This is a genomic window from Paenibacillus sp. FSL R10-2782 (genome assembly GCF_038592985.1).
Taxonomy (GTDB): Bacteria; Bacillota; Bacilli; order Paenibacillales; family Paenibacillaceae; genus Paenibacillus; species Paenibacillus terrae_C.
Genome location: NZ_CP151951.1, coordinates 4079241 through 4103135 on the forward strand (window position 1 = coordinate 4079241; position 23895 = coordinate 4103135).

The following is a 23895-nucleotide window of genomic DNA, read 5'->3' on the forward strand; positions in this document are numbered from 1 at the left end:
AAATCCGGCATGGGGAACTATTTCCAGTTCCTTGCCGGAAAACATTGAAAATCTATTGTTTTATGAATTGTATAAATTCCTTCTCATGCAAAACATATTCCATCATCGAAGACTGAATTTCCCAAATGTGCTCCTTGGCTGTATTCTTGTTATATTCTCCAAGTGCCGAGACTGCGCTGTTCATCGCCTTTTCCATCGTGGATGCGGAAGCAGCCGCTTCCTTCGGCAGGCCGGAGGGAAGCGCAGCGATAATTTGTGTCCACTGCTGATGCAGATCGTTCAGTTCCTTCATTTCGGTGGTACTTGCCTTACCTGATCCGCCTGCTTCAAGCAAGGATGAGGAAAGTCCGCTCAGCTTGCCGACCAAAGTGCTGCTTAGCTGAAAAAAAGTAGTGAGCTTTTCACCATCGCCCCCATAAGCTGCTTTTTCGAATCCTGGCAGTTGAAGCTCACGGACATACAGCTCAACTCCTTGTGTTTTCAGTTGATTGCTGAGCAGCTTAGCCTGTTCCCTGTCTGGCGATATTCCTGCATAGACTCGGTTCAGATCCTCGGTGTCCCCACCGGCGGCAATGCCTGCCTTCAACAGCTCTTCCTTTGCTTGCAAGGCCCGTTTAGGGGTGCTGAATACTCCGTATTGCAGCAGGTAATAGGTTTGTGGGGGAACCTGAGCCGATACAACTGTAACTGGAGCGGAATTCCCTTTTACAGATGGTGTATCTATACTAATAGATTCTTTAAAGACCGGTATAGCCTCCTCTGTTGACGGATCTGATCCAGGAACAGTCCCACCTCCGTTAAAAAGCAGCAACATGATATATCCAAACATCCCCCCGGTCATCAAAGCACTGGCTACTGAGCCAATCAGCTTCCATCTGGAGGGATGGGGCGGACGCTTTCGGTACTCTTGACTGGAACGATGAGTTTCTTCTTCATCCTCTTCCGTACGATCTGGCAGAAAATCCGTATCTGACCAGGAAGCTGCTGATCGCCCAAACGGATCATCCCATCCTTCCTTCACGATGGGGGTGGGAGCAAAATGCCGCCTCGTACCAAGTCTATTCGCGCCCGGAGGCTCGTTAATTTCGGAAATACCTTCAGTCCGGCTGTTTACACCCATGCCACTAATTCTTTCATGCTGATTAGGGGCTTGATGCTGTTTCTCGCTTTCATACCGTTCCGCTTCTTTATTTGTCTCACTCTGCTGGCCGGCTTTGTATGGAAGCACCTGTAGCTTTTCCTCGCAGCTTGTCTCCGGCGACTGTTGGTCGAACCGGAATGTCATCTTTGCCTTGTTCACGGATGCACTCCCTCCTTGTCCCATACTTCTTCATAGTCTGTTGTATGAGTCAGGAAGAGAAAATATGCATGGGCATTACAAAAAAAGGGTATCCCAAAGACACGTTTCGTGTTCGGAATACCCTTGATGTTTGTATTTCATAGGCGTAACACTTAATGCATGCTTGTTACACCTGCTGTTCACGCAGATGACGTGCTAGCGCGTCGCCTGCTTTCCAGATATCTCCCGCACCCATGGTGAGCACAAGATCGCCCGGCTGAAGACGATCCTTCAACTCGTCGATAACAGCTTCCTTGGTTGGCAGATAGATAGCATTCGCGTTGCTGTTCTGGACGATTAAATCCACGAGCTTCGAAGAATGTACACCTTCAATTTGTTTTTCTCCCGCTGGAGAATAAATATCGGTAATAATGACTTCATTCGCCTCACTGAACGCACGACTGAACGCATCAAGCAGGAAAAAAGTACGGCTGTAGCGTTGCGGCTGGAACACAGCAATAATACGCTTGCCAGTCACTTTAGCTGCACTAATCGTAGCCTCAATCTCTGTTGGATGATGAGCATAGTCATCAATAACAAGAATGTCGTTGCTTTCGCCAAGCACCTGAAAACGACGCTTTGCTCCATGAAACTCCACAATAGCCGTAGCAATTTGCTCAAATGGAATGCCGGCCTCCAAGCAAGAAATCACACTAGCCATAGCATTGTATAGATTATGCATACCCGGTACTGACAATTCGATGGTTCCAAGCAGCGCCTCTTTACGGTTCATGGTAAAGCTCAATCGGCGGTCGCCCAACTGGATATCCGTTGCCATATAATCTGCTTCATGCTCGACTCCATAGGTAATGACTCGATTCTGAATCTGAGGCAGCATTTCCCGTACATTCTGATCATCAGCGCATACGATAGCCGCGCCATCTGGCCGGATTTGACTCAAGAACTGTACATAGGCACTTTTCAGACGATTAAAGTCGCCATCGTAATTTTCCAAATGGTCGGCTTCAATGTTGGTCACGATACCTTGCCAAGGATGGTATTGCAGAAAAGAGCCATCGCTCTCATCCGCCTCAGCAACGACAAACTCGCTTTTGCCTGCTTTGGCATTCGTTCCCAAATTCGTGATTTCGCCGCCAATAATGTATGTTGGATCGACATTACATCTCTCCATAACCAGAGCGATCATCGAGGAGGTTGTCGTTTTGCCATGTGCTCCTGCAACAGCTACTCCTTTACGCTCGTTAAGCAACCGTGCGAGCATCTGGGAACGATGCAGAGTCGGAATATTCAGTTCCTCTGCTGCCACCCGCTCCACATTATCACGGGACAGTGCCGTCGAATAAACGACGATGTCCGCCCCTGTAACGTGCTCAGGCGTGTGCCCGAGGTATATTTTTGCGCCTTTTGCCGCCAGTTTTTCTGTCAGCTCCTGTGATGCCACATCTGAGCCTGTCACGGTATATCCCATCTCCAGCATGACCCGAGCAATCGCGCTCATCCCGTACCCGCCGATACCGATAAAATGAACATGTTCCGAAGTAATCAACAAATTTCACCAACCTTTTTCCGAATCGGTTTGATACATAAGGGTAGCCCGTACATCCGCAATGAGATACAGTGTTCCGGACACCACCCCCAGATCTTCCGCTTCCGTATGTGACTGAAGCAAGCGAAGAGCCTTTTTCCAGTCACCTTCTACAATAATTTTCAAATCCGTTTTGGCATAGGACGGCCGCAGCTTCTCCACGAGATGAGCCAGTTCAGCGGCATTCATTTTGCGGCGGAAATCGGGCTCGGTCAGGATAAGAGTATCCACTAGTGGCAGTATATGCTGCAAGTATGCTTCATGATGCTTGTTTGACAGCATACCCATCATTAAAACCATTTTTCGGTACGAATACAGTTGGGGAAGACTCTTTGCCAGCGTCTGCGCCCCTTCTGGATTATGAGCACCGTCAATAACAATTCGCGGCGAACTGCTGACCTGTTCCAGACGACCTGCCCAGGCTGCTTCTCTAAAGCCCTCCAGCAGTTCAGCGTCATCCAGCACAAAAGCCATATACTGACGAAGCACCTCAAGTGTCATCAAAGCTCCTGCCGCATTAGCACATTGATGCTCTCCTAACAGCGTGATGCCGATTTCCATGTGTCGGAAGGGTCCCTCAAACGAAAAAGTCTGTCCCGTTTCGTCCCCATTCAGCCGTTCATACATAAACTGTTCTCCTGCCAGATACAGGGTAGCTCCCTGCTTTGCCGCCGTTTCCCGTATAACCTGAACAGCCTCTGGCTGAGATACACAGCTAACAACAGGTACGCCTGGCTTGATAATTCCAGCCTTTTCGCCTGCAATCTGCTCAAGTGTATCCCCTAAAATATCTGTATGGTCATAGCCTACGTTCGTAATGACCGAGACGATAGGAATCACGATATTAGTTACATCCATCCTTCCCCCGAGGCCCGTCTCCCATACCACAACATCTGGAAAAGTCACCGTTGCATAATATAAAATAGCCAACGCTGTCGATACCTCAAACATCGTGGGCGATCCCAAATCACTGGCCGCGATTTCCTTGACCAACGGATACAAACGATTGGCAAGTAAGACCAGTGTATCATCGGGAATATCCGTCCCGTTGAATTGGAATCGGTTCGTAAACCGGGTGATATACGGAGACGTAAAGGTTCCCACATCATAACCGCATTTCAGCAGAACAGAGGTTAAGAAAGCACAGGTCGAGCCCTTGCCATTGGTTCCCGCAATATGCACAAATTTAAGATGCCGTTGCGGATCACCCAACATGCTCATTAACTTCTCAATCCGTTCCAGTCCGGGTCTGATTCCAAACGGAATCAAACCGTTAATCCATTCCACTGCTTCCTCATAGCTTTGTAAAGGAGCCGCTCCCCCGCCCCTGATTGTATCTGACATCCTCTTCACCTTCAGGTCATTTTATAGTTAGTGGAATTATCCCTTGAGTTCTTCAATCCGTGCGATAACTTTGGCGCGCTTATCCGAATAATCGGCTTGCTTGGCCTTCTCTTCCTCGATGACTTTGGCTGGTGCCTTCGCCACGAAGCCTTGGTTGGACAGCTTTTTCTCCACGCGCTCCACTTCACTGTTCAAATGCTGAAGCTCTTTTTCCAGTCTGCTAATTTCCTGGGCAATATCAAGCAGCCCGGCTAACGGCAGGTATAGCTCTGCTCCGCTGACTACGGAAGTCATGGCTTTATCTGGAACAGATAGCTCCAATCCCGCATCAAATTCAGATGTATTACAGAATCGACGTACATATTCTCCATTGCGGCTAATGATATCGAGAACGGCTTGATCGCCAGGTTTTACGAGCAATTCGATCTTTTTACTCATCGGCACGTTCACTTCAGAGCGGATATTCCGCACAGCGCGAATCACGTCGATCAGGAAATTCATTTCAGCTACCGCATCCTTGTCCTCGAAAGCCGAATCGTAAACAGGCCAAGCGGCCAGTGTAATCGTTTCGCCTTCATGCGGGAGATGCTGCCATATTTCCTCGGAGATAAACGGCATGAACGGATGAATCATACGCAGTGTCCGATCCAACACATACGCCAGTACGGACTGTGTTTTCTTTTTCGCCTCTGCGTTCTCGCCATACAGGGAAAGCTTCGCAAACTCGATGTACCAGTCGCACAAGTCATCCCAAATAAAGTTGTACAGAAGGCGGCCTGTCTCGCCAAATTCATAAGCATCTATTAGACGCGTGATATCGCGTGAAGTTTCGTTCAAACGGTGTAGGATCCAGCGGTCCGCTGTGCTCAAATCACCGGTAATGTCGATATCCGCCGCAGTGACCCCTTCCAGATTCATCAGCGCAAAGCGTGACGCATTCCAGATTTTATTGGCAAAGTTACGTGCCTGCTCTACCCGTTCCCAACGGAAGCGAAGGTCCTGTCCAGGCGTACTACCTGTAGAAACCATGTAACGCATGGCATCCGTACCGTATTTGTCGATTACGTCGAGCGGATCAACACCATTGCCAAGGGATTTGGACATTTTCTTTCCATCCGCATCACGAACCAGTCCGTGCATAAGCACGTCCTTGAACGGAATCTCTTCCGTAAACTCCAGTGCGGTAAAGATCATCCGCGACACCCAGAAATAAATAATGTCATACCCTGTAACCAGAACATTGGTTGGGTAGTAGCGTTGGAGATCCTCAGTCTGCTCAGGCCAGCCCAGTGTCGAAAACGGCCACAAGGCAGAGCTGAACCATGTATCCAGTACATCCTCATCCTGTTTCAGCTTTCTGCCAGCATATTCAGGCAAGGTTGTAGGATCCTCTGCCGATACAATAACTTCTCCGGTTTCTTCATCGTACCAGGCCGGAATACGGTGTCCCCACCACAATTGACGTGAAATACACCAGTCACGTACATTTTCAATCCAGTGCAAATAAGTACGCTCAAAGCGATCCGGAACAAAGTTTACACCATTGCCAGCCTTCTGCACTTCAATCGCTTTGGCTGCCAGAGGCTTCATTTCCACGAACCATTGTGTAGACAGATAAGGTTCTACAACCGCACCTGTACGCTCGCTGTGGCCTACCTGGTGCACATGCTCTTCAATACGGATGAGTACGCCCTGCTCTTTCAGATCAGCGACGATTTGCTTGCGGCAATCGCTGCGATCAAGACCCTGATATTTGCCTGCTTCGGCATTCATCGTACCTGTTTCGTCCATTACCGTAATTTGTGGCAACTGGTGACGTTGTCCCATTTCAAAGTCATTCGGATCATGAGCTGGTGTAATTTTAACCGCGCCGCTACCGAAATCTTTTTCTACATAATCATCCGCAATGACCGGAATTTCCCGACCGATAATCGGAAGCACGAGTGTTTTGCCGATCATATGCTTGTACCGTTCATCCTCAGGATGTACGGCTACCGCTGTATCGCCCAGCATGGTTTCAGGTCGCGTGGTGGCTACAGTGATAAACCCGCTGCCATCTTGAAGCGGATATTGCAAGTGATACAAATTTCCGTTTACCTCTTTGTATTCCACTTCAATATCTGACAGAGCCGTACGTGCAGCGGGGTCCCAGTTAATGATGCGTTTGCCGCGATAAATCAGGCCCTTCTTGTACAGCTTGACGAATACTTCACGAACGGCTTGAGACAGCCCATCATCCAGCGTAAAACGCTCACGCGAATAATCGAGGGAAAAACCCATTTTTTCCCATTGATTATGGATATTGTCCAGGTAGAGATCCTTCCATTCCCAAACCTTCTCCAAAAATTTCTCGCGTCCCAGATCGTAGCGCGTCAAACCTCCCTCACGCAGCTTCTGCTCTACCTTCGTCTGGGTGGCAATGCCCGCATGGTCTGCCCCTGGCAACCACAATGCGTCATAGCCCTGCATCCGCTTGGTGCGGATAATGATGTCCTGCAAAGTAAAATCAAGAGCATGTCCAATGTGTAGCATGCCTGTAACATTCGGTGGCGGAATAACGATTGTAAAAGGCTCTGCCTCTGGAAGTCGCCCAGCGCGGAAATACCCCTTCTCCATCCACGTTTTGTACCATTTTTTTTCGGCTGATTTTGGATCGTACGTTGTCGGCATTTCCAAGGTTGTCTTGTTGTCTTGTTCTGACATATCAGGATACCTCCATGATTTTTCAATTGGCAAATAAAAAAAGCCCTTCATCCTCAAAGGACGAAAGGCTGTTCTCTCGCGGTACCACCTTTGTTTCACCCCTAGTGTATGTATCCACTGATCCATTACACATGGTGTGACACTTATGCAGATAACGGCTGCGGACCGTCCTTATTCTACCGTGAACCTCGTACCTTCCGTTGGGATTAAATGAGGGACCGTTCGAACAGGCGACTCCCGGGTGACTTCGGCCAGTAGCTTCCTGCGGAACCTCACAGCGCTGCAATTCCACTCTCTGAAGGGCTTGCTGCCTACTCTTCCCGATCTCAGTCTTTCAATAGCTATACCACATCATACATTTCCCATTGGCTATAGTCAACACCCGCTGCTCATTTTCCAATGACCGAATTAAGGGATGTACAATACCTGCCCTTCTTCCACATGATGCTCTGCCAGCCTGTTGTACAGTTGAAGCTCCCGTGTGCTGAGTTGATAGCGGTCAGCGATCGTTTCCAGTGTATCTTCACGCTGCACGATGCATAATCGAACTTTGCGGAAAGGCGTTTCATCCTGTGTATGAAAAAAAAGGTTTTTCCACTTGGCATTCTCACGCTCATCTTCGGCTTGCTGTGCCTGACCCTGCGGTTCTTGCTCCAACTGCTGCTGGTATTCTGCTTCCTTCACCGAACGACTGGACTGGAGCAATGATGAGTAGACCACCGGATCCGGCTCGTCTGCTTTTTCGTCCTTTTTGCTGTTCAGCGCCACGCGCATTTCCGGCTTATCATCGGCAGTAGTGTCATGAAACACAGCGTCCATCTGCTCTAGCGTCTCACGTCTAAAATCATCTACCTGACCTGCTGCCAACTGTGGCTCCAGATAAAGCTCCGACTCCGTAGCGTGATGCGGTTCAGTCAGTAAAGGATCATAGACCACATCCGGAGCTGTGGAGGATATTTTCGGCTCACTTCCCGTCCATGCCTCCTCTTGCTGAACCCCCCATACTTCAGGAGTATTATGCTCAGGCTTTACCTCGGAAGTGCTGTCTTCAACAGCTTTGCCCGTCCAAGGCTCATAGATCCGGTTCGAGTCTACAACAGGCTCGTAACTTTGCTGTTCCGATGATAACTTCTGCTCCCTAGGATCCTGTGACGGCTGTTCCCAGGAAGCATACTCCTGCTGAACTGGCAGCCTGTATAAAGATCCAGACTCCGTCGTATACTCAGCTACAGAATCCTTAGTAGAATAAGCCTCTTCCTGACGATGCTCTCCATTGGACGAAAAAGGTTGCGCCCGATGTTCAGGTGCGTGTACCACCGTAAATTCCTCATCCAGCCAAACTGCTGTCTCCTCCGCATGGGAGCTTTCCACCCCGTGCAGGGAGAGAACGCCTGTAATATTAAGACTACGTAGTGATAGCAGGTCCACATCAAAATTTTCAATCTCAACAGAGATGTCTTCCAATCTTCCTACCCGATTCAGTGGAATCGTAATTTCTACCGGGATCAAATGATGGAGCTCGTTCGTTACCTGTTCAGGTGTGCGGTATACGCCCTCCAGCAGCAAATGCCCTCGCAAAGCGGCATGGTCGCCGTGGGTTACAACCTGAATACGTGGCAGAAGCTCAATTTCCTCCAACTCAGCAATCCCGGCAGCTTCCTCCGTCAAATGAATGCGTTCATAAATATCAAAACGCAAGCCTTGCGGCTGATCATTCTGTTGTTTGTTCAAGGATGGCATCCTCCTTCGGGCAGTCTCCGCACATCCTCTGACTCTTGTCAGGCGCACGGAAACTCCATATTGCAAACCGTTTCTAGGTTCAAGTATATGCGCCAAAATAGAAGGCATGCCATCTTTTATAGCTGTTGATGCAGCTTTTGAAAATCATCCGGCCAAGCATCTTCCACAGTAATCGTTTCACCGCTCAGCGGATGACGGAAGGTAAGACGCTCTCCGTGCAGCGCCTGCCTGTTAAAATCAACAGCCCGTCCCCCGTATAATACATCTCCCAATAACGGATAACCAGCATGACTAAGATGAACGCGAATCTGGTGCGTTCGGCCTGTTTCCAGTGTTAAATATACGAGGCTTACCGCCTTTTGACCGCTCCCCCATACTTCACCAAGTTCCACATGGGTAACCGCGCTCTGACCGGTCGGAGAAACACGGCGACGCTGCTTGTGATGCCTGTCCTTGCCAATCGGCCAATCCAGCGTTCGCAGTGATGAAGGGACTTCCCCCCGTACCAAAGCCACATAACGGCGACCGATATCCTTAGCTCTCATCTGCTCGTCCAGCTTGAGCAACGCAAATTCATTTTTGGCATACAGCACCGGGCCTGTTGTATCCGTATCCAGACGATGCACATGCCGTACTGCCGTATGGATGCCATTCATCTCATAATACGATGCGACCGCATGATCCAACGTCAGTGGGCCATCTTTTACAGCTCCGTCCGGATGTACCGCCATACCCGCCGGTTTGTGTGCGACCAGGCAAAAATCATCCTCATACAGCACCTTCAAATCGTACCAGCGAGGAATCACGCCAAGATTTGTAACGGGAAAAAGGGCCAGCCGCAGCCGGTCCCCCGCAAGTTCAATCTGCTTTTCGTGTCGCAGTCTGCGCCACAGCTTGTCCGGTAGCTCCAAACGGTTCAGCAGCCAATGATCTACTGCATCGGTGCGATATTCACCCTCTGTTATTTCACGTCCCGGTGTAACTTCCAGCCATGGTCCCCGTCTTTTCCAGCCTCCCTGCCAACTCATAGACGTTTGAGCGCACGATAGTTGGCTTCAATGGTAGCATCAATATCTTCCACCGTATGCACTCCCGACACAAACATGCCCTCAAATTGGGATGGCGCCACACTGACTCCCTCGTTCACCAATTCGGTAAAGTAACGGCGGAAGTGGTCCTGATTACTTGTTTTGGCTGTATCAAAATTGACAACCTTCTCTTCCGTGAAAAATGGACAAACCATGGAACCCACACGGTTGATCGTGACAGGTATACCCAGCTCACGTGCATTACGCTCGAATCCGGCCTGAAGCCGTGCTGCCCGTTCTTCCAGCCGCTCATATACTTCTGGCGTCAGCAATTTAAGGGTCGAATAGCCTGCTGCCATAGCCAGCGGATTTCCGCTAAGCGTACCCGCCTGATAGATCGGACCGGAAGGTGCAATCTGTTCCAGAATATCACGACGTCCACCATATGCACCTACAGGCAGACCTCCGCCAATGACTTTACCCAGGCATGTGAGATCCGGGGTCACACCAAAACGACCTTGAGCTGAATGAAGTCCTACCCGGAATCCGGTCATGACTTCATCAAAAATCAGCAGGCTTCCATACTGCCGGGTTACTTCGCGCAGTCCTTCCAAAAATCCGGGTTGTGGCGGTACGACTCCCATATTTCCGGCTATTGGCTCGACAATAATGGCGGCAATTTCCTCACCGAATTTTTCAAAGGCCAGTTTCACCGAAGCCAAATCATTGTAAGGAACGGTGATCGTATGCGTTGCCACGACCTCGGGTACACCGGGGCTATCAGGCAGACCCAGTGTTGCTACACCAGAGCCTGCTTTAATCAGCAAGCTGTCCGCATGACCATGATAAGAGCCTTCAAATTTAAGAATTTTGCTGCGGCTCGTGAATCCGCGTGCGAGTCGAATCGCGCTCATCGTCGCCTCGGTTCCCGAGTTGACCATACGAACGATATCCATGGAAGGAACACGCTCACACACGAGCTTCGCCATTTCGGTTTCCGCCAACGTCGGCGCTCCGAAGCTGGTTCCTTTGACAACTGCGGCCTGTAGAGCCTTAACAACCTCAGGATGCGCATGTCCCATAATGAGCGGTCCCCATGAACATACATAGTCAATATAGGATTGACCGTCGATATCATACACCCGCGATCCTTCTCCACGGTCGATATAAACAGGCGTAATGCCAACGGATTTAAAAGCCCTTACCGGACTGTTTACGCCACCCGGAATATATTGCTTTGCCTCGTCAAAGGCTGCCTTGGAGCGCGCATCCTTGCGCACTGTTCGTTGTTCGTTGATCATTCTGATCACTCCTGTCATCTGAAAAATACACTTATTGCTTTAACCATCTTGCCGCATCCTTGGCGGAATAGGTAATAATCATGTCCGCACCCGCACGCTTCATGCTTGTCAAAATCTCCAGCACCATCGCTTTTTCATCAATCCAGCCTTGAAGGGCTGCCGCCTTGACCATCGCGTATTCACCGCTGACGTTGTAAGCCACCATTGGCAGATCAAATTGATCCTTAATCGTGCGCATTACGTCCAGGTACGAAAGGGACGGCTTCACCATCAGCATGTCCGCACCTTCCAGCACGTCGGATTCTGCTTCTCGCAATGCTTCACGTGCATTAGCAGGGTCCATCTGATAGGACTTGCGGTCCCCGAATTGCGGTGCAGAATTTGCCGCTTCCCGGAAAGGACCATAAAAAGCAGACGCATATTTGACGGAATACGACATAATCGGAATATGTGAGAAGCCTTCCTGATCCAGTCCTTGTCGAATCGCCTGCACAAAGCCGTCCATCATATTGGATGGTGCGATAATATCAGCGCCCGCTCTGGCTTGGGAAACGGCTGTACGTACCAGCACCTCCAGCGATTCGTCATTCAGCACTTCACCACATACCTCACCATCATGCTCATGCATGTGGACCATGCCGCAGTGCCCATGATCCGTAAACTCGCACAAACAAGTATCAGCCACAACCAGCAGCTCGGGATAACGCGACTTGATCAGGCGTGTAGCTTCCTGAACAATACCATCGTCCACAAAAGCCGAAGTGCCCAGGCTATCCTTCGTCTCCGGAATGCCAAACAGGAGCACGGCAGGAATGCCAAGCTCACTAATTTCTTTCAATTCTTCTTCCAGTTGATCCAGAGAAAATCGGTACACACCGGGCATGGAGCTAATTTCCTGCTTCACTCCTGTACCGAATGTTACATAGATCGGCTGGATAAAATCAGCGGGATTCAATACCGTCTCACGCACCATACTGCGGATAGCAGCGGATTGGCGCAAACGGCGATGACGGGTAAAAGGAACACTCATGATTGCAAACCTCCAGTTTTTATACATTCATTTGGAAAAATAAAGTTATGATGTCACAGCATTCGATTGTTTCCAGTCACATAGCGATTGGATCAAGCTTTCAATGGTTGCCTTTTCTGCCATGAAGCTGACGGTCAGGCCCGCTTGGGTCGCTGTTTCTCCGGTGAGAGGGCCAATCACAGCGATCGTCACTCCCTCCAACAGCGACAGCGGATCTTCGACTCCCATCTGCCTGAGTGCTTCCAGAAAAAAGGTGACTGTTGAGGAACTGGTAAAAGTAATCGCATGGATGGCACGTTCCTCAAGCAGCTTGAGCAGCTCATCATCCTGTGCGTTTGCCGCCAGCACGGTTTGATACAAATCAGCCTCTGTCACCTCAAGTCCCAGCTCTCTCAGCTTCTCTGGCAGCCATGACCGGGCAAGATCCCCTCTTGGCAGAAATACACTCTGCCCTGCCTGCAAATCCTGCTCAAACGCTTCGAGCAAGCCCTCTGCCTGAAAAGGACCTTCGATCTGCTCCGCTTCAATTCCGTGCGTGCGAAGTGCCGCCGCTGTAGCCGGTCCGACTGCGGCAATACGCGCCTTAAATAGCGAACGAACATCCTTGCCTTGTTCCTTCAGATGAGTGAAAAAGTATTCCACTCCGTTAACGCTGGTAAAAAACACCCAGTCGTATTCAGGCAATCGTGCAAACGCCTCAGCAATTTGCCGTTTCGTTGGCTCATCCGAAGGGACAACCGTCTGGATGACGGGAAATTCATAAGGCTCTCCGCCAAGCTCCTCAATCCGATGAACCAGACTGCTGGCCTGTGCGCGCGCACGTGTAACCAAAATCCGCTTGCCGAACAACGGCATTTCCTCAGCCCATTTTAACTGTTCACGCTGATTAACCACTTCTCCGACGACAATGACGGCAGGAGGCTGAAAATTCGCGGCTTTCACCTTGGCCTCAATATCTGCCAGCGTACCCACCAGTGTATCCTGCTCCGCACGCGTTCCCCAACGGATCAACGCAACGGGAGTACTAGGCGGCTTGCCATGCTTCATCAGTTGTTCACTAATATAGCCGATCTTCGCCACACCCATCATAAAGATCAGTGTGCCCGTTGCATTCGTTACTTTATCCCAATGAATACTCTTGTCGAGCTTGTCCGGACTTTCATGCCCCGTAATGATAGACAGCGATGAGGCCATATCCCGGTGTGTGACCGAAATGCCCGCATAGGCAGGTACACTGATCGCTGATGTAATGCCGGGTACGATCTCATAGGAAATACCATGCTTGCGCAGCAGTCCGGCTTCTTCACCGACCCGTCCAAAAATGGTGGGATCTCCGCCTTTGAGCCGGACGACCGTTTTTCCTTCCAAAGCCAGATCCACCAGTAGCTGATTGATTTCCTCTTGCTTCATGGTATGACGATCCGGTAGCTTGCCGACGTATATTTTCTGAGCACCTGGCTTCATCAAGCCCAAAAGACGAGGGCTTGCCAGTCTGTCATAGACAATAACATCACCCAACTGAATACATTCCCAGCCCTTGACCGTAATCAGTCTTGCGTCTCCGGGTCCTGCGCCTACTAAATATACCTTTCCTGCCATTTCATTATCCCCTCACCTGCGCCAGAATTTGTTCCGCTCCTTTGGCGATCAAGCTCGCCGCCACTGCTTCTCCCAGCTTTTGAGGATCATTTCCCTGGAGCGTTTCCTTCAAAATAACCCCGCCATCCGGCGAGCCTACCATGCCCGTGAGGCGGATTTCCTGGTCAGCCCAGATTGCGTGAGCCCCGATTGGCACCTGGCATCCCCCATTCAGCACTCCAAGGAAGGTACGTTCTGCCGCCACCGTAGCGGAGGTATCCCGGTCGTTATACAGGCGCAGCAATGCCAGCAGCTCTTCATCGTCTGCGCGGCACTCAATGCCGAGCGCTCCTTGACCTACTGCTGGCAAGCAGGCTTCCTCCGGTATATAGGACGTGATCCGGTCTTTCCAGCCCATCCGGTGCAAACCTGCCGCAGCTAAAATAATGGCATCAAAGCCTTCAGTCTCCAGTTTTTTCAGGCGGGAATCAATATTACCTCGCACAGGCTCCAATTGAAGATCTGGTCGTAAGGACTTGATTTGGCTGGCTCTGCGCAGGCTGCTTGTGCCGACCTTTGCCCCTTGTGGCAGGTCCTCCAGGCTCTTGGATCCCAGGGTAACGAGACAATCCCGCGGGTCCTCCCGACGCGGCACCGCGCCGTTCACTAGCCCTTCAGGCAATTCTGACGGCATATCCTTCATGCTATGTACTGCCATATCAATTTCACCAGCGAGCATGGCCTGTTCAATTTCTTTGACAAACAGCCCTTTGCCACCCACCTTGGACAACGTTACATCCAAAATCCGGTCGCCCTTGGTCAATATTTTTTTTACGACAAACTGCATATCCAGCCCATGCTCCGCGCACAATGCGTTCAAATCCTCTATGACATGCCCGGTCTGAGTTAGCGCAAGCGCGCTCTGTCTGCTACCTACCACAATTGTTCGCATGCTATTCCTCCTGATTTTGCGCAATCCATATGTCCATCTCTTCTTGCGTCCATGCCGTAAATTCCTGACGTCGTATTTGCTCCAAAATTCCGCCGCTCGCCAAACGTCTCAGCAGTTTCGCCCTTTGCTGCGGGGAGGATACGATACGTTTAATCGCTTGCCGCATTTCGTACATGAAATCCAGGTACAGTTCGTATTCATTGCCAAACAGCGTATCCAGAGCCGATGTAATTTCGGACGTAACAGCCGGCCCCGCACCTGCGGTGGATACGCTGATGGTTAGCCTGCCCCGCCGGATGATACCCGGCGTTATAAAGTCCGCCTCTTCCAAACGATCCGCCACATTTACCAGTATACCCCTTTGTCCGGCCTCATGCGCAACCGCATCGTTCACATCTCTCTGGTCTGTCGCCGCATATACAAGAAAGGCTCCCTGGAGGTCACCCTCGCGGTATACGCGATTTACCCAGTGGAGCTGCTTATGATCGGCCAGAACCTGTAAATCCGGCGTTATATTCGGACTGATGACGGTAATGAGCGCCCCGCTTTTCATCAGTCCCTTTACCTTGCGTTCCGCTATCCTTCCACCGCCTACAATACAACAGATCTTATTTTTACAATTCAGCAAAATCGGCACAAAATGCTGCAAACGACCACTCACTCTCCCGTCCACTGATGAAATACAGACCAGGAATTAAGCAAAAAGTTAAGAATCAATAGCGTGTAGCCCACTAATGCCCACTTCGCCATTACGAGGCCCGACTTCTGATTGAACCTTTTGCTCACTAAAAATACAATATACACGCATAGGGCTATCGCTGTCATTAATACTTTGGTATCCAGCAACAAACGCCAGCGTTCTTCAGCAATAATAGAAATGACGGCAACTACAATAGAGACCGCAAGCAAAGGAGTACCGATCAACAGCGCCATGTGGGTATACCGATCCATCATTTCTAGACTCGGCAGACGCCGGATCGTATCATTCCATTTCTTGACTTTCAATTTACGATGCAAAAACAGATAAAGCCCCGAAAATACAGCCGCTACCGTCATGGCTACAAAGCCAAGATTGGCCAAAGCGATATGGATGAGAAGCAGCCCATGCACCGTATGCCAACTTCCAAGCGGATTGTTGGTGGGCTCCATCCATATATTATTGAGCACAAGAACTGCAAAACTAATAATGTTAAGCAGCAATACCGCAAATTCCGACCGCTGATAGCGTGACAGTATTAAAGAAATCACGACCAAAATAAATGAAAACAGGAATAAAAAATCGTAAGTCACGAAAATAGGAAGATGTCCTTCGTTCCAAGTTCTCATTCCCATATATATAAGCTGGAGACCAAGAACGACAGCAAGAAGCCCTGTACCTGTCCGTTTGGCACTCGCATTACGGCGAATGCCATCCGAGAATACAAACAGAAGGCTCAGGGCAAAAACATAAATCATCGAATCATATATAAGCGTGCTTAAGGCCACGTCCATCCACCGCCTTTACAGGCCAGCCGGCGCAAACGACGCTGGCGAGGCTTGGGCCTGACCGGATTTTTCATGAATACCGACCTCCGGTTTCATTAACGCGGATGCATCGCTTTTATCTACTTTCTGAGCGGCGTCCTCCAAACGATCCTCCAGAGCAAAAATGTGGCTAAAGAGTTCAAGCGCCTCATTCCCCTGCTTTTGGACAGCCAGTTCCTTCACCGTATTGATCGGATCATGCATCATCTGGTTCAGCATGCTTTTCGTCAAACGGCTAATCACTTTGCGTTGTCGTTCATTCAGCTCGGGAAGCTTGTTGAACAAGCTTTCGAGCGTATCCTGATGCACAGACTCTGCTTTTTCCTGTAAAGCACGAATCACCGGACGCACTCCCATCGTTTTTAACCATTGGTAAAAATCGCCAAGTTCTCCTTCGATCATATGCTCAATTTTGGCAGCCTCGGTACGACGCATTTCCAAATTGCTCTCTACGATGCCTTCCAGATCATCAATATCGTAAAGAAAAACATTCTGCAATTCGCCAATAGCCGGGTCCAAATCACGCGGAACCGCGATGTCAATCATAAACAAAGGCCGGGAACGACGTCGTTTCATACTGGCTTCAACCCGCTCCCGATCCAAAATATATCCTTGTGCACCTGTCGAGCTAATGATAATGTCCACATCCGCCAACCGATTCATGCCTTCCTCCATCGTGACCGGCGTTCCGTGAAACTTGGAAGCCAAATCTTCCGCTCTGGATAAAGTCCGGTTCGCCACAATGACCTCGGCTGCTCCCCCGCTGTACAAATGCTTAACGGTAAGCTCGCTCATTTTACCCGCACCGAGAATCAGCACCTTCTTATCGGTAAACATCCCGAAAATCCGTTTGCCAAGCTCCACTGCTGCATAGCTGACGGATACGGCGCTTTCTCCAATGGACGTCTCCGAATGGGCACGCTTGCCCAATGTGACGGCCTGCTTAAACAGCATATTAAACCACGTTGCCGTAATTTTCTGGGATTGAGCCTGAAGAAAAGCGTTCTTCACCTGTCCCAAAATTTGTGTTTCTCCGATCACCATAGAATCCAGGCCACAAGTCACACGAAACAAATGCCGGATGGCCTGCTCGTCCTCATATATATATAGATGCTGTGTAAATTGATCGCGAGGAATACCGAACCATTGCTCCATGAAACTACGTATAAAATAACCGCACATGTGAAGGCGGTCCACCACGACATATATTTCAGTCCGATTGCAGGTTGCGACAATTACGCCCTCCAACACACTTTTGGTGAGTTTGAGTTGTTCCAGCGCTTTTGGTAAATCTTGTTCCGCAAATGTAAAACGCTCTCTGACTTCCACAGGCGCCGTACGATAATTCAACCCAACAACGACGATGTGCATTGCAAGTTCACCTGCCTAAACTGTAATAAGAATAACCACTGTTATCATAAACTATGTTAATTATATCACAGAAGTCCGAATGTCCTCCGGCTGTTTTATGAATTGTTTATGAAAATTGGATGGCAAACTCCAACATCCAAAATGTTCTCTATTGTTTGATATAGTTTGAGCCAGTTTTAAAGCAAATAACCATGGATTAAATCCATGGTTATTCTTCGCATATGTCTTTTCCGATAGAGCGCTCTCCACGAACGTCCTTCTTCTTAGATTTCCGGTTGTTCCTCGTCTTCGTCGTTCTCAATATAGCTGGAGATGACCGACCATAGCTCGTCCTTACCCATGCCTTCTTCAGATGAAAAGGGGATAAACAACCCCCCGGGAAGTATTCCGAGTTCCTGCTTGATTACTTTATAATGCTTTTCCCGCCGTGTTTTGGGGATTTTATCTGCCTTCGTGCCCACAACGCATACCGGAAGCCCGTGATGGCGCAGCCAGTCGTGCATCATGATATCATCCTTGGATGGCGGATGACGCAAATCGACCATTTGAAGCACCAGCTTGAGCGGCTCCCGTTCCAGCAAATACGACTCAATCATTTGTCCCCAGGCTTTACGGGACGTTTTGGATACCTTTGCGTAACCGTAACCCGGAAAATCGACGAAATAGAGATCATCATTAATCCGGTAATAATTGAGTTGCTGTGTTTTCCCCGGCGTAGAACTGGTGCGCGCCAAGTTTTTACGGTTAATCAACCGATTAATCAGTGACGACTTCCCTACATTGGAACGCCCCGCCAGAGCAATCTCCGGCAAAGCGTCCACAGGAAACTGATCGGGGCCAACCGCGCTAATAATAAATTCTGCTTTTGTTACTTTCATTGTGTCCTTAATTCCTCTCTAATGTACCCTCGCCTGCTCAACCAAAGCATGCTCCAGCACCTGATCCATATGGGCAACGGGAACAAATTCAACATCCTGCCTAATACTGTCGGGAATATCTTTTAGATCCCGTTCATTATCCTTGGGAAGCAGAATTTTTTTGTAGCCTGCCCGGTGGGCTGCCAGCGACTTCTCTTTCAATCCGCCAATAGGCAATACGCGGCCGCGCAGGGTAATTTCACCCGTCATAGCCACATCCTTGGATACATGACGGTTGGTCAGCGCTGAAATCAACGCTGTAGCAATGGTAATCCCCGCCGATGGCCCATCCTTCGGAATCGCTCCCTCCGGAATGTGGATATGAATATCATTTTTCTCATAAAAGTCCATAGCAATGCCCAACTCAACCGCTTTGGAGCGAGTGTAGCTAAATGCTGCCTGCGCGGATTCTTTCATAACGTCTCCCAGCTTACCTGTAAGAATCAGCTTACCGCTGCCGGGCACGACCGTCACTTCAATCATCAGCGTTTCACCGCCAACCTCTGTCCACGCTAAGCCTGTAACCGTACCAATCTGGTCTTCCAGCTCCGCTACACCGTAACGGAATTTGGCGACGCCTAAATAATCTTTTAGATTATCCGGTGTAATTCGAATCGGGCCTTCTCCGCCGGATACCACTGACTTCGCAGCCTTGCGGCACAGAGAAGCCATTTGCTGTTCGAGATTCCGCACGCCGGATTCACGGGTATATTCGCGGATGACACGCAGCAGCGTATCCTCCCCAATGTCCAGCTGCTCCTTTTCCAAACCATGCTCTCTCTTCTGTTTGGGCAGTAGATAACGATTAGCGATTTCGAGCTTTTCCAGCTCGGTGTAACCCGGAATGTACAATGTCTCCATCCGGTCCATCAGCGGACGCGGAATGTTGTGAGCAGCATTGGCTGTCGTCACGAACATCACATTGGACAAATCGAAGGGCAGCTCGACAAAATGGTCACTGAACGTATTGTTCTGTTCAGGATCAAGCACCTCCAGCAACGCCGCCGAAGGGTCACCTCGAAAATCAGAAGCCATTTTATCAATCTCATCCAGCAAAAAGACTGGATTAGACGTTCCTGCCGTCTTCATCCCCTGAATGATACGCCCTGGCATCGCGCCCACATAAGTGCGGCGATGACCACGAATTTCTGCTTCATCCCGCACGCCCCCGAGCGAGATGCGGACAAATTCCCTCCCCATAGACTTGGCGATGGAACGAGCCAACGAGGTCTTGCCGACCCCAGGTGGCCCTACGAGACACAGAATCGGCCCCTTAATGGTCTTCACCAGTTTGCGTACAGCCAGATACTCCAGCACCCGCTCCTTCGGCTTATCCAGTCCATAGTGGTCATCATTCAGTATCTCTTCAGCCTTAACGATATCCAGATCATCATCTGTAAACTTGTTCCATGGCAAGCTTAACAGCCAATCGACATAATTACGGATAACCCCGCCCTCGGCAGAGCTTGCAGGCATTTTCTCCAGACGGTCGATTTCCTTTTCAACCTTCTCCTTCACAGGAGCGGGCAGCTCCAGTTCACTTAGCTGATTGCGCAGTTCTTCTACTTCTCCCGCGCGACCTTCCTTCTCGCCAAGCTCCTTCTGGATCGCCTTCATTTGCTCACGCAGGTAATACTCCTTCTGCGTTTTCTCCATCTGTTTCTTCACGCGCTGGTTAATTTTACGTTCCAGCTCCAGTACCTCACGCTCGTTATTCAAAATATCCAGAAGCTTCTCCAGACGCTGAGTTACGTCGATCGTCTCCAGTATATCCTGCTTCTCCTTGATTTTGAGCGTTAGATGGCTTGTAATCACGTCAGCCAGCCGTCCGGGCTCCTCAATATCGGATACCGCAGCGAGAGTTTCGGGGGTTACCTTTTTGGACAAGTTGATATAATGCTCGAACTGGGTCAGAACCGTGCGCATGAGCGCATCCGTCTCGGGATGCACGTTTTCTGCCTCATGCAGCTCCTTTGCCAGTACCTCGTAGTATTCCTCATTGTCCGTATATTGAATAATCTCGGCACGTTCCAGCCCTTCCACCAGCACCCGAATCGTTCCGTTGGGAAGCTTGAGCATCTGGCGCACTTTGGCTACCGTGCCGACTCGAAAAATATCCTCTTGTGCGGGTTCTTCAATATTTACTTCTGATTGAGAACACAGGAGAATCAAATTATCTTCAACCATCGCTTTTTCCAAAGCCTTGACCGATTTTTCCCGGCCCACATCGAGATGCAGAACCATGCTCGGGTAGACGAGAAGTCCTCTTAAAGGCAGCAAAGGAAAACGACGACCTTTTGTCTTGTTGGGTCCCATCGCTTTCGCACCTCCAGTGATTCTCAGGTTCCGGATTTTACAATCCTTCACGTTGTTATCTTTCATATTTTATCAAATGTTTTATGAAAAAACCAATGAAAGGGTAGTTCATTAGCAAGATCCTGTGTCCGATATCGTCCCGTTATGCGTCCCATCGGCCTGCAACAGGGAAGATTGGGATGGGCGAAAAGTCTCAATTGGCGCGTGCACAGGTAAATCTGACGTCAATTCCTCTCCAAATACGTGGCGGAATACTTCCGTAACCGACTGCACCGGAATGACTTTCAAGCCTTCAATGCTGTCAAAAAGAGACTGCCAGTTGTCCTGAGGAATGATCACCTTTTTAGCTCCTGCCTGAAAAGCAGCCTCAACCTTCGCTAATACGCCGCCAATCGGTTTGACACGACCGTGAATGCTGACCTCTCCGGTCATCGCAATTTCGTGATCCACCGGAATCCCTCGCATTGCGGAAGCAATAGCCGTTGCCATTGCAATACCTGCCGACGGGCCATCTACTGGTGTTCCCCCAGGAAAATTAATATGCAAATCGTAATTTGACGGGGACAATCCGAGCGTACGCAAAACGGTCAATACATTTTCTACAGAGCCTTTGGCCATACTTTTACGCCGCAGCGTGCGGGAGCCTCCGCCAATCTCTTCCTCATCGACCACACCCGTAATATTATAGGTTCCCTTTCCCGCAGGAACCGGAACTGCTGTAACCTCAATTTCCAGCAGCATGCCCATATTCGGGCCATATACGGCCAAACCGTTAACAAATCCGATTTGCGGCAGACCCGGTACTTTCCGGTCAGGACGCGGTTGAATTTGGCTGCTGCCCGCTACCCACTCCACATCCGAGGCGTTTAGACGTTCCCGTTTCTCCGTAAGTGCCAATCCAGCGGCAAGCTGAATCATATTGACGGCCTCCCGGCCATTTGTGGCGTAGCGCTGTACGACTTCAACTGCCTCTGGACAAGGACCGAAGCCCAGCTTGTGGACGGCATCCTCAGCAATACGAGCAATCTCCTGCGGCTGGAGAGCACGGAAATAAATTTCCATGCACCGGGAACGAATGGCAGGCGGCAACTCATGCGGCGAACGAGTCGTCGCACCTACCAAACGGAAATCGGCAGGCAAACCATTTTGGAAAATATCATGGATATAAGCAGGAGTATTCGAATCCTCCGAGTTGTAGTACGCGCTCTCCAGAAATACTTTTCGGTCCTCCAATACTTTCAACAGCTTATTCATCTGTGTGGGATGCAGCTCGCCAATTTCATCAATGAACAACATACCGCCATGCGCCTTCGTTACAGCTCCGGGCTTGGGCTGTGGAATACCCGCCACTCCCATTGCTCCAGCACCTTGATAAATCGGATCATGAACCGAACCAATCAACGGATCTGCAATACCCCGCTCGTCAAAACGGGCAGTCGTCGCATCAATCTCCGTAAATTTGGCGTCTCCCTTGAACGGGGAAGACAGGTTTTTCTTAGCTTCTTCCAGCACCACACGCGCAGCAGCCGTCTTGCCGACTCCCGGTGGGCCATAAATAATAACATGCTGTGGATTCGCACTGCATAACGCTGCCTTGAGGGCACGCAATCCATCCTTCTGACCGACAATATCCTGTAATGTGGCAGGACGAGTGCGTTCAGCCAGCGGTTTGGTTAATGAAATGGAGCGCAGTTTGCGCAGCTTATCCAGTTCCTTGCGGGATTCCCGGTCCACTGCGCTGCGGTTCGTCTTTTGGCTCCGCAAAAGGTTCCAGAAATACAGACCGATGACAATCCCAAAAAACATTTGCACCAACAACAAAATCATAGTAAAGTCCATCGTATTTCCTCCGTTTCTCATCTCAGCATTTTGAAAATGCCGCTAAAATGCCGTCTATGAAAAACAGTATTTCCTTTTCCCCAATAGCTAAACGGCAGTCTTCCAAAAGATCAGAGAGAAAATACAAAAACACCGCGAAGAACAGTTCTGTAGCAGAGCTGCCCTCCACGGCGTTTACATGATGGCAATAGAATATGATTATGCCTCTTTATGAGAACCGATGTGGCTTATACCTTCTCGGCTGTATGACGTTCCTCGCGACCCGGAATTTTACCCGTCTCTTCATACGCCTTGACGATGATGTCAATTTCTTTTTTCAATTCTTCAACCATGTCAGCCTCGGGTACTTTGCGAATCATTTTTCCATAACGGAACAGAAGTCCTTCCCCGCGTGCTCCGGCAATACCGATATCAGCTTCCTTTGCTTCCCCCGGACCGTTCACCGCGCAACCCAGTACCGACACTTTAATTGGCACCTTGAGTTTTGCAATATAGTCTTCGACTTCGTTGGCGATAGAGAACAGATCGATATCCAGACGTCCACAAGTCGGACAGGAAATCAAAGTCGCTGCATTCGTGATTAGCCCAAAGGTTTTGAGCAGTTCCCGCGCAACCTTCACTTCTTCCACTGGATCGGCACTCAGCGAAATACGCATAGTCGAACCAATACCTGCTGCCAATAAAGCCCCCATCCCCGCTGCACTCTTAACGGTTCCGGTAAAAAGCGTACCCGCTTCGGTAATACCCAGATGTAGTGGATATTTAATAATCTCGGCTGCCTTCGTATAAGCAGCTATCGCCATAGGCACGTCAGATGCTTTCAGCGACACGATAATATCGTGAAAATCAAGCTCTTCCAGTATACCGATATGGAATAGTGCGCTTTCTACCATCGCTTCCGGCGTAGGATAGCCGTACTTATCCAGCAAATGCTGTTCCAATGACCCGGCATTCACACCAATCCGAATCGGAATTCCCTTTTCCTTGCATGCCTTTACGACAGCTTCCACTTTTTCACGACGACCAATGTTGCCAGGATTGATACGAACCTTGTCAATTCCGTTTTCAATCGCCAGCAGAGCCAGCTTGTGATTAAAATGAATATCCGCTACGAGCGGAATATGGATCTGTTTTTTAATTTCCTTAATGGCTGCGGCAGCTTCCTCATTATTGACGGTGACACGTACAAGTTGGCAACCCGCCTCTTCCAAACGGAGAATTTCAGCGACGGTAGCTTCCACATCTGCTGTTTTGGTCGTACACATGCTTTGGATGATGACTTCATTGCTGCCGCCAATCGTCAGATTCCCGACTTTAACGGGACGTGTGTCTTGTCTTAAGAACATGTACTTTTCTCTCCCATTAAC

17 protein-coding genes are annotated in these 23895 nt (G+C 49.7%); all 17 read right to left on the reverse strand.

Annotated elements, in window-relative coordinates:
* Positions 1-52 precede the first annotated feature (52 nt).
* Positions 53-1300, reverse strand: coding sequence for an SPOR domain-containing protein (locus NST83_RS18460; RefSeq protein ID WP_342415207.1), 1248 nt, complete (start codon positions 1298-1300; stop codon positions 53-55).
* Positions 1301-1466: 166 nt separating this feature from the next.
* Positions 1467-2846 carry a UDP-N-acetylmuramate--L-alanine ligase gene (gene murC, locus NST83_RS18465; RefSeq protein WP_342417994.1) on the reverse strand — a complete coding sequence of 460 codons (1380 nt, stop codon included), beginning with the start codon at positions 2844-2846 and terminating at the stop codon, positions 1467-1469.
* A gap of 6 nt (positions 2847-2852) precedes the next feature.
* A complete protein-coding gene (locus tag NST83_RS18470) occupies positions 2853-4229 on the reverse strand; it encodes a folylpolyglutamate synthase/dihydrofolate synthase family protein (RefSeq protein WP_342415208.1) in 1377 nt (458 codons plus the stop codon).
* A 36-nt stretch (positions 4230-4265) separates the two neighbouring features.
* Positions 4266-6932, reverse strand: a complete 2667-nt coding sequence (locus tag NST83_RS18475; protein ID WP_342415209.1) for a valine--tRNA ligase — start codon at positions 6930-6932, stop codon at positions 4266-4268.
* Between the two features lie 408 nt (positions 6933-7340).
* Positions 7341-8663, reverse strand: a complete 1323-nt coding sequence (locus tag NST83_RS18480; RefSeq protein WP_342415210.1) for a LysM peptidoglycan-binding domain-containing protein — start codon at positions 8661-8663, stop codon at positions 7341-7343.
* A 125-nt stretch (positions 8664-8788) separates the two neighbouring features.
* Positions 8789-9700: an RluA family pseudouridine synthase gene (locus NST83_RS18485; RefSeq protein WP_342415211.1), complete on the reverse strand. Its 912-nt coding sequence runs from the start codon at positions 9698-9700 to the stop codon at positions 8789-8791.
* A complete protein-coding gene (gene hemL / locus NST83_RS18490; protein ID WP_137059958.1) occupies positions 9697-11001 on the reverse strand; it encodes a glutamate-1-semialdehyde 2,1-aminomutase in 1305 nt (434 codons plus the stop codon). The genes NST83_RS18485 and hemL overlap by 4 nt, the downstream gene beginning before the upstream one ends.
* 31 nt (positions 11002-11032) lie before the next feature.
* The gene (hemB, locus tag NST83_RS18495; RefSeq protein WP_137059959.1) at positions 11033-12031 is read right to left on the reverse strand and encodes a porphobilinogen synthase; all 999 of its coding nucleotides are present in this window, start codon (positions 12029-12031) and stop codon (positions 11033-11035) included.
* 45 nt (positions 12032-12076) lie between these two features.
* Entirely contained in the window at positions 12077-13630 is a 1554-nt protein-coding gene (gene cobA, locus NST83_RS18500; protein WP_342415212.1) for a uroporphyrinogen-III C-methyltransferase, read from the reverse strand.
* A 4-nt stretch (positions 13631-13634) separates the two neighbouring features.
* The gene (gene hemC / locus NST83_RS18505) at positions 13635-14561 is read right to left on the reverse strand and encodes a hydroxymethylbilane synthase (protein ID WP_137059961.1); all 927 of its coding nucleotides are present in this window, start codon (positions 14559-14561) and stop codon (positions 13635-13637) included.
* Position 14562: 1 nt separating this feature from the next.
* Entirely contained in the window at positions 14563-15210 is a 648-nt protein-coding gene (locus NST83_RS18510) for an NAD(P)-dependent oxidoreductase (protein WP_342417995.1), read from the reverse strand.
* An 8-nt stretch (positions 15211-15218) separates the two neighbouring features.
* Positions 15219-16046, reverse strand: coding sequence for a cytochrome c biogenesis protein CcsA (ccsA, locus tag NST83_RS18515; protein WP_137059962.1), 828 nt, complete (start codon positions 16044-16046; stop codon positions 15219-15221).
* A 15-nt stretch (positions 16047-16061) separates the two neighbouring features.
* Positions 16062-17456 (reverse strand): glutamyl-tRNA reductase, encoded by a 1395-nt coding sequence (hemA, locus tag NST83_RS18520; protein WP_342415213.1) that lies wholly within the window; start codon positions 17454-17456, stop codon positions 16062-16064.
* A 263-nt stretch (positions 17457-17719) separates the two neighbouring features.
* Entirely contained in the window at positions 17720-18334 is a 615-nt protein-coding gene (yihA, locus tag NST83_RS18525; protein WP_342415214.1) for a ribosome biogenesis GTP-binding protein YihA/YsxC, read from the reverse strand.
* An 18-nt stretch (positions 18335-18352) separates the two neighbouring features.
* Positions 18353-20689 carry an endopeptidase La gene (gene lon / locus NST83_RS18530; protein WP_137059964.1) on the reverse strand — a complete coding sequence of 779 codons (2337 nt, stop codon included), beginning with the start codon at positions 20687-20689 and terminating at the stop codon, positions 18353-18355.
* A 111-nt stretch (positions 20690-20800) separates the two neighbouring features.
* A complete protein-coding gene (gene lonB, locus NST83_RS18535) occupies positions 20801-22528 on the reverse strand; it encodes an ATP-dependent protease LonB (RefSeq protein WP_342415215.1) in 1728 nt (575 codons plus the stop codon).
* A 227-nt stretch (positions 22529-22755) separates the two neighbouring features.
* Positions 22756-23874 (reverse strand): flavodoxin-dependent (E)-4-hydroxy-3-methylbut-2-enyl-diphosphate synthase, encoded by a 1119-nt coding sequence (ispG, locus tag NST83_RS18540; RefSeq protein ID WP_137059966.1) that lies wholly within the window; start codon positions 23872-23874, stop codon positions 22756-22758.
* Positions 23875-23895 lie beyond the last annotated feature (21 nt).